This window comes from Streptomyces sp. NPDC093598 (assembly GCF_044764825.1).
GTDB lineage: Bacteria > Actinomycetota > Actinomycetes > Streptomycetales > Streptomycetaceae > Streptomyces.
On record NZ_JBIWIV010000001.1, the window covers coordinates 143,139 to 156,007 of the forward strand.

At 70.1% G+C, this 12,869-nt stretch carries 16 protein-coding genes; 4 read left to right on the forward strand and 12 right to left on the reverse strand.

Annotated features, from left to right (window positions below; translation table 11 throughout):
* Positions 1-31: 31 nt before the first annotated feature.
* From ACIRDU_RS00680 to ACIRDU_RS00695, 4 genes are all read right to left on the reverse strand, one after another.
* A complete protein-coding gene (locus tag ACIRDU_RS00680) occupies positions 32-262 on the reverse strand; it encodes a hypothetical protein (RefSeq protein ID WP_403572419.1) in 231 nt (76 codons plus the stop codon).
* 106 nt (positions 263-368) lie between these two features.
* A complete protein-coding gene (gene dapD, locus ACIRDU_RS00685; RefSeq protein ID WP_403572422.1) occupies positions 369-1,358 on the reverse strand; it encodes a 2,3,4,5-tetrahydropyridine-2,6-dicarboxylate N-succinyltransferase in 990 nt (329 codons plus the stop codon).
* Positions 1,359-1,674: 316 nt separating this feature from the next.
* Positions 1,675-2,223 (reverse strand): TetR/AcrR family transcriptional regulator, encoded by a 549-nt coding sequence (locus tag ACIRDU_RS00690; RefSeq protein WP_403572425.1) that lies wholly within the window; start codon positions 2,221-2,223, stop codon positions 1,675-1,677.
* Positions 2,223-2,543 carry a DMT family transporter gene (locus ACIRDU_RS00695; RefSeq protein WP_403572428.1) on the reverse strand — a complete coding sequence of 107 codons (321 nt, stop codon included), beginning with the start codon at positions 2,541-2,543 and terminating at the stop codon, positions 2,223-2,225. Before ACIRDU_RS00695 ends, ACIRDU_RS00690 begins: the two co-directional genes overlap by 1 nt.
* 190 nt (positions 2,544-2,733) lie before the next feature.
* Between ACIRDU_RS00695 and ACIRDU_RS00700 the strand changes: the two genes are divergently transcribed.
* Entirely contained in the window at positions 2,734-3,567 is an 834-nt protein-coding gene (locus ACIRDU_RS00700; protein WP_403572431.1) for an AbfB domain-containing protein, read from the forward strand.
* Positions 3,568-3,622: 55 nt separating this feature from the next.
* On the opposite strand, the gene ACIRDU_RS00705 is transcribed toward ACIRDU_RS00700, so the two are convergent.
* From ACIRDU_RS00705 to ACIRDU_RS00740, 8 genes are read right to left on the reverse strand one after another with little or no spacing between them, the layout of a single operon-like run.
* Entirely contained in the window at positions 3,623-3,955 is a 333-nt protein-coding gene (locus tag ACIRDU_RS00705; RefSeq protein ID WP_028809645.1) for a metal-sulfur cluster assembly factor, read from the reverse strand.
* Positions 3,952-4,422: a Fe-S cluster assembly sulfur transfer protein SufU gene (gene sufU, locus ACIRDU_RS00710; RefSeq protein WP_031143574.1), complete on the reverse strand. Its 471-nt coding sequence runs from the start codon at positions 4,420-4,422 to the stop codon at positions 3,952-3,954. The genes ACIRDU_RS00705 and sufU overlap by 4 nt, the downstream gene beginning before the upstream one ends.
* Before the next feature lie 15 nt (positions 4,423-4,437).
* Entirely contained in the window at positions 4,438-5,694 is a 1,257-nt protein-coding gene (locus ACIRDU_RS00715; protein WP_403572435.1) for a cysteine desulfurase, read from the reverse strand.
* Positions 5,691-6,455 carry a Fe-S cluster assembly ATPase SufC gene (gene sufC / locus ACIRDU_RS00720; protein WP_403572438.1) on the reverse strand — a complete coding sequence of 255 codons (765 nt, stop codon included), beginning with the start codon at positions 6,453-6,455 and terminating at the stop codon, positions 5,691-5,693. The genes ACIRDU_RS00715 and sufC overlap by 4 nt, the downstream gene beginning before the upstream one ends.
* A gap of 7 nt (positions 6,456-6,462) precedes the next feature.
* Positions 6,463-6,780, reverse strand: a complete 318-nt coding sequence (locus ACIRDU_RS00725) for a non-heme iron oxygenase ferredoxin subunit (protein WP_142164656.1) — start codon at positions 6,778-6,780, stop codon at positions 6,463-6,465.
* Positions 6,777-7,961: a Fe-S cluster assembly protein SufD gene (gene sufD / locus ACIRDU_RS00730; protein ID WP_403572441.1), complete on the reverse strand. Its 1,185-nt coding sequence runs from the start codon at positions 7,959-7,961 to the stop codon at positions 6,777-6,779. The genes ACIRDU_RS00725 and sufD overlap by 4 nt, the downstream gene beginning before the upstream one ends.
* Positions 7,962-8,018: 57 nt before the next feature.
* Entirely contained in the window at positions 8,019-9,440 is a 1,422-nt protein-coding gene (gene sufB / locus ACIRDU_RS00735) for a Fe-S cluster assembly protein SufB (RefSeq protein WP_403572443.1), read from the reverse strand.
* A complete protein-coding gene (locus ACIRDU_RS00740; RefSeq protein ID WP_403572446.1) occupies positions 9,437-10,159 on the reverse strand; it encodes a helix-turn-helix transcriptional regulator in 723 nt (240 codons plus the stop codon). Before ACIRDU_RS00740 ends, sufB begins: the two co-directional genes overlap by 4 nt.
* 160 nt (positions 10,160-10,319) lie before the next feature.
* On the opposite strand from ACIRDU_RS00740, the gene ACIRDU_RS00745 reads away from it, so the two are divergent.
* From ACIRDU_RS00745 to ACIRDU_RS00755, 3 genes are read left to right on the forward strand one after another with little or no spacing between them, the layout of a single operon-like run.
* Positions 10,320-11,132, forward strand: coding sequence for an aminoglycoside N(3)-acetyltransferase (locus ACIRDU_RS00745; protein WP_403572449.1), 813 nt, complete (start codon positions 10,320-10,322; stop codon positions 11,130-11,132).
* 31 nt (positions 11,133-11,163) lie between these two features.
* Entirely contained in the window at positions 11,164-12,087 is a 924-nt protein-coding gene (locus tag ACIRDU_RS00750; RefSeq protein ID WP_403572452.1) for an ABC transporter ATP-binding protein, read from the forward strand.
* 50 nt (positions 12,088-12,137) lie between these two features.
* Positions 12,138-12,854, forward strand: coding sequence for an ABC transporter permease (locus ACIRDU_RS00755; RefSeq protein ID WP_403575071.1), 717 nt, complete (start codon positions 12,138-12,140; stop codon positions 12,852-12,854).
* The last annotated feature ends 15 nt before the right edge of the window (positions 12,855-12,869 follow it).

Sequence of the window (12,869 nt, forward strand, 5' to 3'; positions counted from 1 at the left end):
CGGCACGGGCCGTCCCGTCTGCTCTGCCCGTTCAGTTCCAGGCGTACCCGTCCCCGAACAGCAGCGTGTGCTCCAGCACGTCCTCCGCCGGGTCGTCGATCTGACCGGTGTTGACGTTGATCAGACCGACCCGATGGCCGTTGTGCGAGCCCGTGTTGGTCTCGTCGGCGTGCGCGGCTCCCGCCGGCAGCCAGCACACCGCCAGCGCCGCGACCACCCCGGCCAGCCGGCGCGCCACGGCCCGCCCCCGCTCGTTCCTCATGCCCCGGTCCTCATTTCGTCGGTTCTGCGGCTGATCGGACACTGCGTCCACCCGTTCATCTGCCAGAACCACCGCGAGGTCACGCCGGGTCATCCGTACGGGATCGTCAGTTGTGGCTGTGCAGGATCTCGTTCAGGCCGCCCCACACCGCGTTGTTCGGCCGGGCCTCGACCGTGCCGGTGACCGAGTTGCGGCGGAAGAGGATGTTGGAGGCGCCGGACAGCTCGCGGGCCTTGACGATCTGGCCGTCGGGCATGGTGACGCGGGTGCCGGCGGTGACGTAGAGGCCGGCCTCCACCACGCACTCGTCGCCGAGGGCGATGCCCACGCCCGCCTCGGCGCCGATCAGGCAGCGCTCGCCGACGGAGATGATGACGTTGCCGCCGCCGGAGAGGGTGCCCATCGTGGAGGCACCGCCGCCGATGTCCGAGCCGTCGCCGATCACGACACCGGCGGAGATGCGGCCCTCGACCATCGAGGTGCCGAGCGTGCCGGCGTTGAAGTTGACGAAGCCCTCGTGCATGACGGTGGTGCCCTCGGCGAGGTGGGCGCCGAGGCGGACCCGGTCGGCGTCGGCGATCCGGACGCCCTTGGGGGCCACGTAGTCCGTCATGCGCGGGAACTTGTCGACAGAGGTCACCTGGAGGTGCAGGCCCTCGGCGCGGGCGTTGAGCCGCACCTTCTCGAGGTCGTCGACGGCGACCGGGCCGAGCGAGGTCCAGGCGACGTTGGCGAGGAAGCCGAAGATGCCGTCCAGGCTCTGGCCGTGCGGCTTGACCAGGCGGTGGGAGAGCAGGTGCAGACGCAGGTAGGCGTCGTGCGCGTCGATCGGCTTCTCGTCGAGCGAGGCGATGACCGTGCGGACCGCGACCACCTCGACGCCCCGGCGGGCGTCCGGGCCGATCGCCGCGGTCGCGCCACCGCCGAGCAGCTCCGCGGCACGCTCGGCGGACAGCCGCTCGGTGCCGGACGGGCCGGGCTGGTCGGCCAGCTCAGGGGCGGGGAACCAGGTGTCGAGAACGGTGCCGTCGGCGGCGATCGTGGCGAGGCCGGCGGCCACGGCGCCGGTGGTGCGAGAAGCAGTCGTGTCGGTCATGAGGGCAACCTAACCGGCGGACGCCGATGGATGCGAACCGGTGCGGGGGCGTCTCACGGGACGGGCGGTATCCACCCCGCGAAGGCCCCCCTCAGCAGCCCGGACACCCCGCCGACGCCCCCGGCGGGGCGCACGGACCCGCCGCCGCACGCAACCTCGCCGACGGGCCGCCGTGGCCGCACGGGCGCTCCCCCACGAACGCGCCCAACGGACCGGCCGCGCCCACGAACGCTCCCACCGGACCGGCCCCCGTCATGAACGCCCGCACGCAGCCGGCCCCCCACTCCCCCCTCCCTCAGACCCCCGCCCACCGGCCTCATCCAGCTGCCCCCGCGAGCACCCGCCCCAGCACCTCCCGCGCGTACTCCTCGTCGTACGGCACCCCCGTCAGCAGCACCTGCAGACAGATGCCGTCGACGACCGCCACCAGCGCCCGCGCGGTCACCGGATCCGTGCGCCGGGACAGCAGTTCGGCGACGCCTTCGGCCCACTCGGCGGCGACGGGCCGCAGGGCGGGCCGGCGCAGGGCGGCCAGGTACAGCTCGTACTCCAGCTCCACCCCCGTACGGTCACCCGCGAGCCACTCCCCCACCCAGGCGGCGAGTTCGGCGGCCAGATCGGTACGCGGGTCCTCCAGGCCGCCGCGCGAGGCGACCACCTTGGCGAAGCCCTCGTTGGCCTGCCGCAGTGCGGCGACGAGCAGTTCGTCGAGGGTCTGGAAGTGGTACGTCGTCGAGCCGAGCGGCACATCGGCCTCGGCGGCGGCACTGCGGTGGCTCAGCCCGGCGATCCCCTTCGCCCCGACGACCCGGATCGCCGCGTCGATGATCCGCTGCCGCCGCTCGGGGTCGTAGCGCCTGGGCATCAGTGAGCACCTCCCAGGTTCAGCACCACGACCCCGACGATGATCAGCGCGATGCCGGCGGCCTTGGCGACGGTCATGCCCTCCCCCAGGAAGACGATCCCGATCGTGGCGATGGCGGCGGTGCCGACCCCTGCCCAGATCGCGTAGGCCGTGCCGACCGACACCGTCCTCAGGGTCTGCGCGAGCAGCGCGAAGGAGACGAGGTATCCGAGGACCGTGAGCAGCGACGGCCCGAGCCTGCTGAGACCGTCGCTGTACTTCATGGCCGTGGTCGCGCCCACTTCGGCGGCTATGGCCCCGGCCAGCAGCAGATATCCCATATGTACGAGCGTACACACCACCTGTACACCCGTACGCAACGGAAGCCTGAATATCGGAGTGGAATCGGAGAGAAACCGCTCTCATAAAACGCGCCACACCTGCCCCAGGCGTCCACTACGGTGTCACGATCACACACCGGGCCACCACAACTGCGCCGCCGTCAAGGGTGCCCGGCCGGAGGAAGAGCGCATGTCAGTTGAGAAGTCCCGGCCGCCGCAGGACCGCCCCTGGGAGAGCGGCTGGGCCCCGGACACCACCCGGGCACCGGGCACCCGACGGCTCTGGCTGGCGGGCGCGCTGGCCCTGGCGACGATCACCGCGTGCGTCACGGCCATCACCGTGATGAACAGCGAGTCGGGCGAGCCGGAACACCGGGCGGCGGAGCCGACCACCCTCAGCAGTTCGGCCCCGGGCGGCCTGATCTCCTTCGCGACGCCTTCCAAGGGCGGCAGCCCGAAGCCCGGCACGGACCGCGCCCACCCGTCCCCCACCCCCACCACCAGCGCTCCCACGGCCACGCCGAGTCCGAAGCCCCGGAAGAAGGCTCCGAAGCCACCGAAGGCGTCCGCCGCCCCGTCGAAACCCCCGAAGGCCCCGTCCTCGCACGGCATGTCCATACGCTCGGTCAACTTCCCCGACCGCTACTGGCGGGTGCGCGACGGATACGTGGGCCTGGACCAGATCGGCTCTGGCCCCGAGCAGCGCGAGGACGCCACCTTCCAGCGCGTCACCGGCCTCGCCGACTCCTCCTGCTACTCCTTCACCACTGCCGACGGCCGCTATCTGCGCCACCGCAGCTTCGTCCTGGTCGCCAACACGAACGACGGCTCGTCGCTCTTCCGCAAGGACGCCACGTTCTGCCCCCACTACTGGTCCCCGTCGGGCACGCTCAGCCTGGAGTCGGTCAACTACCCGGGCCGCTTCCTGCGCCACCGCGACTTCCAGATCCGCCTGGACCCCTACGAGAACAGCCACCAGTACCATTCGGACGCGTCGTTCCAGATGGTCGCCGGGCCGGCCTGAGCATACGCGAGGGCGGCACCCCGGAAGGTGCCGCCCTTGCGTCAGTCACCGGATCTCAGACGTTGAACCCGAGCGCCCGAAGCTGCTCCCGGCCATCGTCCGTGATCTTGTCGGGGCCCCACGGCGGCATCCACACCCAGTTGATGCGCAACTCGCTGACGAGACCGTCCGTCGCGGACTTGGCCTGGTCCTCGATGACGTCCGTCAGCGGGCAGGCCGCCGAGGTCAGGGTCATGTCGAGGGTCGCGATGTTCGCGTCGTCGATGTGGATGCCGTAGATCAGGCCGAGGTTGACGACGTCGATGCCCAACTCGGGGTCCACCACGTCGTACAGCGCCTCACGGACCTCTTCCTCCGAGGCCGGCTTCATCTCAACGGTCTCGCTCATGCCGTCGTCTCCTTCTCGGCGTCGGCTCCGCCCAGCACCTGGGCCGTCGCGTCCTTCCAGGCCATCCAGCTCAGCAGGGCGCACTTCACCCGCGCCGGGTACTTGGACACCCCGGCGAACGCGACCGCGTCCTCCAGGATGTCCTCCATCGCATCGTCGGGTTCGAGCTTCCCCTTGGACTGCATCAGCTCCAGGAAGGTCTCCTGGATCTTCCGCGCGTCGGAGAGGTCCTTGCCGACGAGGAGTTCGTTCAGTACGGACGCGCTCGCCTGGCTGATCGAACAGCCCTGGCCCTCGTACGAGACGTCCTCGATCGTGGTGCCGTCGTACTTCACGCGCAGCGTGATCTCGTCACCGCACGTCGGGTTGACGTGGTGCACCTCGGCGTCGCCATCCCGCAAGCCCCGCCCGTGCGGGTTCTTGTAGTGGTCCAGGATGACTTCCTGGTACATGGAGTCCAGTTTCACCGTTCAGCACGCCCCTCAGCCGAAGAAGTTCCGTACGTGCTCCAGGCCGTCGACCAGCGCGTCGATCTCGGTCGGCGTGGAGTACAGATAGAACGACGCTCGCGTGGTCGCAGGAATTCCGTAGCGGAGGCAGACCGGTCGTGCGCAGTGGTGGCCGACCCGGACCGCGATGCCCTGCTCGTCGAGGACCTGGCCCACGTCGTGCGGGTGGATGTCGCCGAGGGTGAAGCTGATCGCCGCGCCGCGGTCCTCGGCCGTGGTCGGGCCGATGATCCGCAGGTCGGGGACCTCCGCCAGCCGCTTCACCGCGTACTCGGTGAGCGCGTGCTCGTGGGCGAGGATCTTGTCCATGCCGATCGAGTCGAGGTAGTCGATCGCCGCGCCGAGTCCGACCGCCTGGGCGATCGGGGGCGTGCCCGCCTCGAACTTGTGCGGCGCGGGGGCGTAGGTCGAGGAGTGCATCGACACCGTCTCGATCATCTCGCCGCCGCCGAGGAACGGAGGCAGGTCCTCCAGCAGCTCCTGGCGGCCCCAGAGGACGCCGATGCCGGTCGGGGCGCACATCTTGTGGCCGGTGAAGGCCACGAAGTCGGCCTGCAGGGCCTGTACGTCCAGCGGCATGTGCGGCGCGGCCTGGGAGGCGTCGATGCACACCAGCGCACCGACCTCCTGGGCGCGGCGCACGATCGCCTCGACCGGGTTCTGCGTGCCGAGGATGTTGGAGACCAGCACGAAGGAGACGATCTTCGTCTTCTCGGTGATGACCTCGTCTATGTTCGACAGGTCGAGGCGGCCGTCGTCGGTCAGGCCGAACCACTTCAGCTTCGCGCCCGTGCGCTGCGCGAGCAGCTGCCACGGCACGATGTTGGAGTGGTGCTCCATCTCCGTGATGACGATCTCGGTCTCGGAGTCCACGCGGTAGGGCTCGTCGGCCCAGCCCAGCATGTTCGCCACGAGGTTGAGCGACTCGGAGGCGTTCTTGGTGAAGATCACCTCGTTGCGGCTGGGCGCGTTGATGAACTCCGCGACCTTGTCGCGCGCGCCCTCGTACAGCGCCGTGGCCTCCTCGGCGAGCACATGCACACCGCGGTGGACGTTGGCGTTGTAGCGCTCGTAGTACTCGCTGAGTGCGTCCAGTACCTGGCGCGGCTTCTGGCTGGTCGCCGCGTTGTCCAGGTACACGAGCTTCCGGCCGTCGTGGACCTGGCGGTCCAGGATGGGGAAGTCCTTGCGGATCGCCTCGGTGTCGAGGAGGCCCGGCAGCTGTGTCACGCGGATGCGCCACCCTTCGTGTATGCCTCGTAGCCCTCGTTCTCCAGCTTGTCGGCGAGCTCGGCGCCGCCGGACTCGACGATCCGGCCGCCGGAGAAGACGTGCACGTGATCGGGCTTGATGTAGCGGAGGATGCGCGTGTAGTGCGTGATCAGCAGGGTGCCGACCTCGCCCGTCTCGCGGACCCGGTTCACACCCTCCGACACGACGCGCAGGGCGTCGACGTCGAGGCCGGAGTCGGTCTCGTCGAGAACCGCGACCTTCGGCTTGAGGAGCTCCAGCTGAAGGATCTCGTGGCGCTTCTTCTCACCGCCGGAGAAGCCCTCGTTGACGTTGCGCTCGGCGAAGGACGGGTCGATGTTGAGGCGCTCCATGGCCTCCTTGACCTCCTTCACCCAGGTGCGCAGCTTGGGGGCCTCGCCGCGGATGGCGGTGGCGGAGGTGCGCAGGAAGTTCGACACGGAGACGCCCGGAACCTCGACCGGGTACTGCATCGCGAGGAACAGGCCGGCGCGGGCGCGCTCGTCGACGGACATCTCCAGGACGTCCTCGCCGTCGAGGGTGACGGTGCCGCCGGTGATCGTGTACTTCGGGTGACCCGCGAGGGAGTAGGCGAGGGTCGACTTGCCGGAGCCGTTGGGGCCCATGATGGCGTGCGTCTCGCCCTGCTTCACGGTGAGGTCGACGCCCTTGAGGATCTCCTTCGTGGCGTTGTCGGCCTCGACGGTGACGTGCAGGTCTCGGATTTCAAGCGTTGCCATGGATGCCTCAGGACTCCTGGGTGAGGGAGACGAGCACGTCGTCCCCATCGATCTTTACGGGGTAAACGGGGACGGGGCGCGTCGCCGGGAGGGCGTCGGGCTTGCCGGAACGGAGGTCGAAGCGCGAGCCGTGCAGCCAGCACTCGATGTGGCAGTCGTCGACCTCGCCCTCCGCCAGGGAGACGTTCGCGTGCGAGCAGATGTCGTGGATCGCGAACACCTCGCCCTCGGTCTGCACGATGGACACGGGCGTGCCGTCGAGTTCCACCCGCTTCGGGGTGTCCTCCTCCAGCTCGCCCAGTCCACAGGCGCGTACGAAGGTCATGCGACCGCCGCCTCCAGCTCCTGCTCGATCCTGGCGATCAGGCGCTCCTCGATGTCGGGGAGGCCGATCTGCTGGACCAGCTCGGCGAAGAAGCCGCGGACCACCAGTCGGCGGGCCTCGTGCTCCGGGATGCCGCGGGCCATGAGGTAGAAGAGCTGCTCGTCGTCGAAGCGGCCGGTCGCCGAGGCGTGGCCGGCGCCGACGATCTCGCCGGTCTCGATCTCGAGGTTCGGTACGGAGTCCACCCGCGCCCCGTCCGTGAGGACCAGGTTGCGGTTCATCTCGTACGTGTCGGTGCCCTCGGCCTTGGCCTCGATGAGCACGTCGCCGATCCACACCGCGTGCGCGTCCTCGCCCTGGAGGGCGCCCTTGTAGACGACGTTCGACTTGCAGTGCGGGACGTTGTGGTCGACCAGGAGGCGGTGCTCCTGGTGCTGGCCCTGGTCGGTGAAGTAGAGGCCGAACAGTTCGGCCTCGCCGCCGGGACCGGCGTACTGCACGCGCGGGTGCAGCCGGACGACGTCGCCGCCGAAGGTGACGACGACGGACTTGAAGGAGGCGTCGCGGCCGACGAGCGCGTTGTGCTGGGCGACGTGGACGGCCTTCTCGGCCCAGTCCTGGACGGAGACGACGGTGAGCTTGGCGCCGTCGCCCAGGAGGTAGTCGACGTTGGCGGCGAGCACCGCGTCACCGGTGTGGTCGATGACCACGACGGCCTCGGCGAAGGCGCCCAGTTCGATCACCTGGTGGCCGAAGGCGGTGCCGCCCTCGCCGTGCACCGCGATGCGGATGGGCTCGGTGAGGACGGTCTCCTTGGGGACGGTCACGACCGAGGCCTTCTCGAAGGCCGAGTAGGCCTGGGCGGCGACACGGTCCGCCGGGATGCCGGCCTTGCCGAGCCGCGCGTCGTCGCGGCCGACGGTCTCGACCGTGACGCCCTCGGGGGCCTGGACGTCGACCTTCACGCCGTTGCCGTCGGCGACGGCGGTGCCGTCGTGCAGGCCGCGCAGGCGCTCCAGCGGAGTGAACCGCCACTCCTCCTCACGGCCGTGCGGGACGGGGAAGTCCGCGACGTCGAAGGAGGGGGGCGCGCTCATGCGCGTGGCGACGGTCGACTCCGCGGCAACCGCGATCGAGCCGGCGGTGGTGGAGCCCACCGGGATGTTCTGGGCCTCAGCCATGGCTGTCGTAGTGCTCTCTTTCCTGAGTAGGACGTCGTCTGCTGTCGAGGGGGCGGGTCAGCCGACCGCGCCCTCCATCTGCAGCTCGATCAGCCGGTTGAGCTCCAGCGCGTACTCCATGGGGAGTTCCTTGGCGATGGGCTCGACGAAGCCGCGCACGATCATCGCCATCGCCTCGAACTCGCTCAGACCCCGGCTCATCAGGTAGAAGAGCTGGTCCTCGGAGACCTTGGAGACGGTCGCCTCGTGCCCCATGGACACGTCGTCCTCGCGGACGTCCACGTAGGGGTAGGTGTCGGAGCGCGAGATGGTGTCGACGAGCAGCGCGTCGCACAGCACGTTGGACTTCGAGCCGTGGGCACCCTCGCCGATCTCGACGAGACCGCGGTAGGAGGTGCGGCCGCCGCCGCGCGCCACGGACTTCGACACGATGTTCGACGACGTGTTCGGCGCCATGTGGACCATCTTGGAGCCCGCGTCCTGGTGCTGGCCCTCGCCCGCGAAGGCGATGGACAGGGTCTCGCCCTTGGCGTGCTCGCCCATCAGGTAGACGGCCGGGTACTTCATCGTCACCTTGGAGCCGATGTTGCCGTCGATCCACTCCATGGTCGCGCCCTCGTAGGCGACAGCGCGCTTGGTGACCAGGTTGTAGACGTTGTTCGACCAGTTCTGGATGGTCGTGTAGCGGCAGCGGGCGTTCTTCTTGACGATGATCTCGACGACCGCGGAGTGCAGCGAGTCCGACTTGTAGATCGGGGCCGTACAACCCTCGACGTAGTGCACGTAGGCGCCCTCGTCGACGATGATCAGGGTCCGCTCGAACTGGCCCATGTTCTCCGTGTTGATGCGGAAGTAGGCCTGGAGCGGGATCTCCACGTGCACGCCCGGCGGCACGTAGATGAAGGAGCCGCCCGACCACACGGCCGAGTTCAGCGACGCGAACTTGTTGTCGCCGACGGGGATGACCGTCCCGAAGTACTCCTTGAAGAGCTCCGGGTGCTCCTTCAGCGCGGTGTCGGTGTCGAGGAAGATGACGCCCTGCTCCTCCAGGTCCTCGCGGATCTGGTGGTAGACGACCTCCGACTCGTACTGGGCGGCGACACCGGCGACGAGGCGCTGCTTCTCCGCCTCCGGGATGCCGAGCTTGTCGTACGTGTTCTTGATGTCCTCGGGCAGGTCCTCCCAGGACTCCGCCTGCTTCTCCGTGGAGCGCACGAAGTACTTGATGTTGTCGAAGTCGATGCCCGAGAGGTCGGAGCCCCAGTTCGGCATGGGCTTCTTCTCGAACAGGCGCAGGCCCTTGAGGCGGAGCTTGGTCATCCACTCCGGCTCGCTCTTCTTGGTGGAGATGTCCCGGACGACGTCCTCGTTGATGCCGCGCTTGGCAGAGGCGCCGGCCGTGTCGGAGTCGGCCCAGCCGTACTCGTACTTGCCCAGGCCCTCCAGCTCGGGGTGGGCAGTCTCCGTGGGGAGAGTCATGCGGGGTTCCTCCCGGCCGTGCTTGCAGATGCGTTGTGGGAAATCTTGGGGATGAACGTCGTGCAGACGCCGTCGCCGTGCGCGATGGTGGCGAGCCGCTGTACGTGCGTACCGAGCAGCTCGGCGAAAAATTCCGTCTCCGCCTCGCACAGTTGCGGGAACTGCTCGGCGACGTGGGCGACCGGGCAGTGGTGCTGGCAGAGCTGCTCACCCTTCTGCGGGTGGGGCGCGTTGCGCGCCGTAGCAGCGTACCCGTCGGCGCTCAAGGCCTTGGCCAGCGCTTCGGTCCGCTGCTCGGGCGGGGCGGTCTCGACCGCCCGGCGGTAGGCGCCCGCCTGCGCGGCGATCCTGGCGCGGGCGAAGGCGGCGATCGCCTCGTTGCCGCCCTCGCGGTCGGCGATCCAGCGCAGGGCGTCCGCCGCGAGCTTGTCGTACGACTGGTCGAAGGCGTCCCGGCCACAGTCCGTCAGGGCGAACACCTTGGCCGGGCGGCCGCGGGTCCGCGCGCCGTACACCCGCTGCTCGCGCGCCTCCACGACACCGTCGCCCGTGAGGGCGTCGAGGTGCCGGCGCACGGCCGCCTGGGTGAGGCCCAGCCGCTCGGCGAGCTCGGCGACGGTCGAGGGGCCGTGGTCCAGGATGGACCGCGCGACTCGGTTGCGGGTGGACCGCTCCCCGGTCGCCAGCTCCTCGTGAGGTGCCTCGCCGACGTTTTTCACAACGCCATTGTTGCGTAATTCTTCGGGACCGGGCAAGCCGCGCGGATGCACTGGACGGTGCCCTGCGTCACTTAGGTTTACCTAATCTGACCTGCGGAAACGATCTCTGATCGATCAAACCGGTGGCATGCGGCAGCGGCTTCGGGGACACTCCGGAACCATGCCCACACCCCCTCCGACCGGCCCTCTTGTCACCCGCGAGACGCTCCGGACGCAGCTCGGCGAGCTCGGCGTACGCCCCGGGGAGACCCTTCTCGTGCACTCATCCCTCAGCGCCCTCGGCTGGGTCAACGGCGGCGCGGTCGCGGTGGTGCACGGACTGCTCGACGCGCTCGGCCCGCAGGGCACGCTGGTCGTCCCCACCCAGACCGGCGACCTCTCCGACCCGGCCCTGTGGAGCAACCCGCCCGTGCCACCGGAATGGTGGGCGGCCATCCGGGCCACCATGCCCGCGTACGACCCGCGGATCACGCCCGCCCGCGGGGTCGGGGTCGTCCCGGAGACCGTGCGGACCTGGCCCGGCGCACTGCGCAGCGCGCATCCGCAGACCTCGTTCGCGGCACTCGGCCCGCGTGCGGCGGAGGTGCTCGACGGGCACGCACCCGACTGCCGGCTCGGCGAGCGGAGCCCGCTGGCGAAACTCGAGGCCATGGGCGCCCGCGTGCTGCTGCTGGGTGCCGGCTACGCCTCCTGCACGAGCTTCCACCTCGCCGAGTACCGGATACCGTCCCCGCGCGTCGCGGTGGGCCGGCCCGGTCCGGAGGGCTGGGAGACCGTGACCGAGGTGTCGATCAGCTCGGACCGTTTCGACGAGCTGGGCTACGACTTCGAACGGGACCGTCCCGTCGTCCGCGGAAAGGTGGGCGCGGCCGAGGCGCGGCTGTTCCCGGTGGCCGACGCGGTGGCCTTCGCCGAGCGGTGGCTGGCGGTCCACCGGCCTCGTGAGGAGGAGTTCCAGCACCCGCCGCTCTGAGGCCCCGCGCACCTACCTAGACTCTGGACCCATGCGAAGTGAGCCCGTGGTCCAGGTCCAGGCCCTGGTGAAGCGGTACGGCCCGAAGACCGCGGTGGACGGGCTCGACCTGGTGGCCCGGGTGGGTGTGACCGCCGTGCTCGGCCCCAACGGGGCGGGCAAGACGACCACGGTCGAGACCTGCGAGGGGTACCGGAAGCCGGACTCCGGCACGGTGCGCGTCCTGGGCCTCGACCCGGTGCGGCAGTCCGCCGACCTTCGGCCCCGCATCGGCGTGATGCTCCAGTCCGGCGGCGTCTACTCCGGCTCCCGGGCCGACGAGATGCTCCGCCACGTCGCCAAGCTGCACGCGCACCCGCTGGACGTCGACGCGCTCATCGAGCGGCTGGGTCTCGGCTCCTGCGGGCGTACGACGTACCGGCGGCTGTCGGGCGGGCAGCAGCAGCGGCTCGCGCTGGCCATGGCCGTGGTGGGGCGCCCGGAGCTGGTCTTCCTCGACGAGCCGACCGCCGGGCTCGACCCGCAGGCCCGCCGCGCCACCTGGGAGCTCGTGCGGGACCTGCGCGCCGACGGCGTCTCCGTGATCCTCACCACGCACTACATGGACGAGGCCGAGCAGCTCGCCGACGACGTGGCGATCATCGACGCGGGCCGGGTCATCGCCCAGGGCTCCCCGGAGGAGCTGTGCCGGGGCGGCGCGGAGAACACGCTCCGCTTCTCGGGCCGACCCGGCCTGGACGTGGGCTCGCTGCTGAAGGCCCTGCCCGCCGACTGCTCGGCCGCCGAGCTGACGCCGGGTTCCTACCGGGTCGTCGGCAAGGTCGACCCCCAGCTGCTCGCGACGGTCACCTCCTGGTGCGCCCAGCACGGCGTGATGCCGGAGAAGATCTCGGTCGAGCGGCACACCCTGGAGGACGTCTTCCTGGAGCTCACGGGTAAGGAGCTGCGTTCGTGACCGCCACCGGCACCTACACGCCGAAGCCGGGGGCCGCGCCCCTCCCCTGCATGATCGCGGCCCAGGCCGCGCTCGAGACGAAGATGCTGCTGCGCAACGGCGAGCAACTGCTGCTGACGGTGGTGATCCCGACCCTGCTGCTGGCGCTGTTCAGCACCGTGGACATCGTCGACACCGGCGCCGGCGAGGCGGTCGACTTCCTCGCGCCCGGCGTCCTCGCGCTCGCCGTGATGTCGACGGCGTTCACGGGGCAGGCCATCGCGACCGGCTTCGAGCGCCGCTACGGCGTGCTGAAGCGGCTGGCCTCCTCGCCCCTGCCCCGCTGGGGTCTGATGACGGCGAAGACCCTGTCCGTCCTGGTCACCGAGGTGCTCCAGGTGGTCCTGCTGACGGTGATCGCCTTCGCGCTCGGCTGGTCGCCGCAGGGCAACCCGTTCGCCGTCCTGCCGCTCCTGGTCCTCGGCACGGCGGCCTTCTCGGGCCTGGGCCTGCTGATGGCCGGGACGCTGAAGGCCGAGGCGACGCTGGCCGCGGCCAACCTGGTGTTCCTGCTGCTGCTCGTCGGCGGCGGGGTCGTGGTGCCGCTGGACAAGTTCCCCTCCGGCGCGCAGGACGTGCTCGGCCTGCTGCCCATCTCGGCCCTGTCCGACGGGCTGCGGGACGTGCTCCAGCACGGCGCCGGGATGCCCTGGGGCGACCTGGGGATCCTGGGCGTGTGGGCGGTGGCGGGGCTGGCTGCGGCCGGGAAGTTCTTCCGCTGGGAGTAGGGACGGTGTCCTGTG

What these genes read in the sequence shown, in the direction of transcription:
- ACIRDU_RS00690 (WP_403572425.1), bottom strand. Translation starts at nt 2,223, where the DNA reads ATGCCCAGGCGCTACGACCCCGAGCGGCGGCAGCGGATCATCGACGCG.
- ACIRDU_RS00725 (WP_142164656.1), bottom strand. Translation starts at nt 6,780, where the DNA reads ATGACCTTCGTACGCGCCTGTGGACTGGGCGAGCTGGAGGAGGACACC.
- sufC (WP_403572438.1), bottom strand. Translation starts at nt 6,455, where the DNA reads ATGGCAACGCTTGAAATCCGAGACCTGCACGTCACCGTCGAGGCCGAC.
- sufD (WP_403572441.1), bottom strand. Translation starts at nt 7,961, where the DNA reads ATGGCTGAGGCCCAGAACATCCCGGTGGGCTCCACCACCGCCGGCTCG.
- dapD (WP_403572422.1), bottom strand. Translation starts at nt 1,358, where the DNA reads ATGACCGACACGACTGCTTCTCGCACCACCGGCGCCGTGGCCGCCGGC.
- ACIRDU_RS00680 (WP_403572419.1), bottom strand. Translation starts at nt 262, where the DNA reads ATGAGGAACGAGCGGGGGCGGGCCGTGGCGCGCCGGCTGGCCGGGGTG.
- ACIRDU_RS00745 (WP_403572449.1), top strand. Translation starts at nt 10,320, where the DNA reads ATGCCCACACCCCCTCCGACCGGCCCTCTTGTCACCCGCGAGACGCTC.
- ACIRDU_RS00700 (WP_403572431.1), top strand. Translation starts at nt 2,734, where the DNA reads ATGTCAGTTGAGAAGTCCCGGCCGCCGCAGGACCGCCCCTGGGAGAGC.
- ACIRDU_RS00755 (WP_403575071.1), top strand. Translation starts at nt 12,138, where the DNA reads ATGATCGCGGCCCAGGCCGCGCTCGAGACGAAGATGCTGCTGCGCAAC.
- sufB (WP_403572443.1), bottom strand. Translation starts at nt 9,440, where the DNA reads ATGACTCTCCCCACGGAGACTGCCCACCCCGAGCTGGAGGGCCTGGGC.
- ACIRDU_RS00750 (WP_403572452.1), top strand. Translation starts at nt 11,164, where the DNA reads ATGCGAAGTGAGCCCGTGGTCCAGGTCCAGGCCCTGGTGAAGCGGTAC.
- ACIRDU_RS00695 (WP_403572428.1), bottom strand. Translation starts at nt 2,543, where the DNA reads ATGGGATATCTGCTGCTGGCCGGGGCCATAGCCGCCGAAGTGGGCGCG.
- ACIRDU_RS00705 (WP_028809645.1), bottom strand. Translation starts at nt 3,955, where the DNA reads ATGAGCGAGACCGTTGAGATGAAGCCGGCCTCGGAGGAAGAGGTCCGT.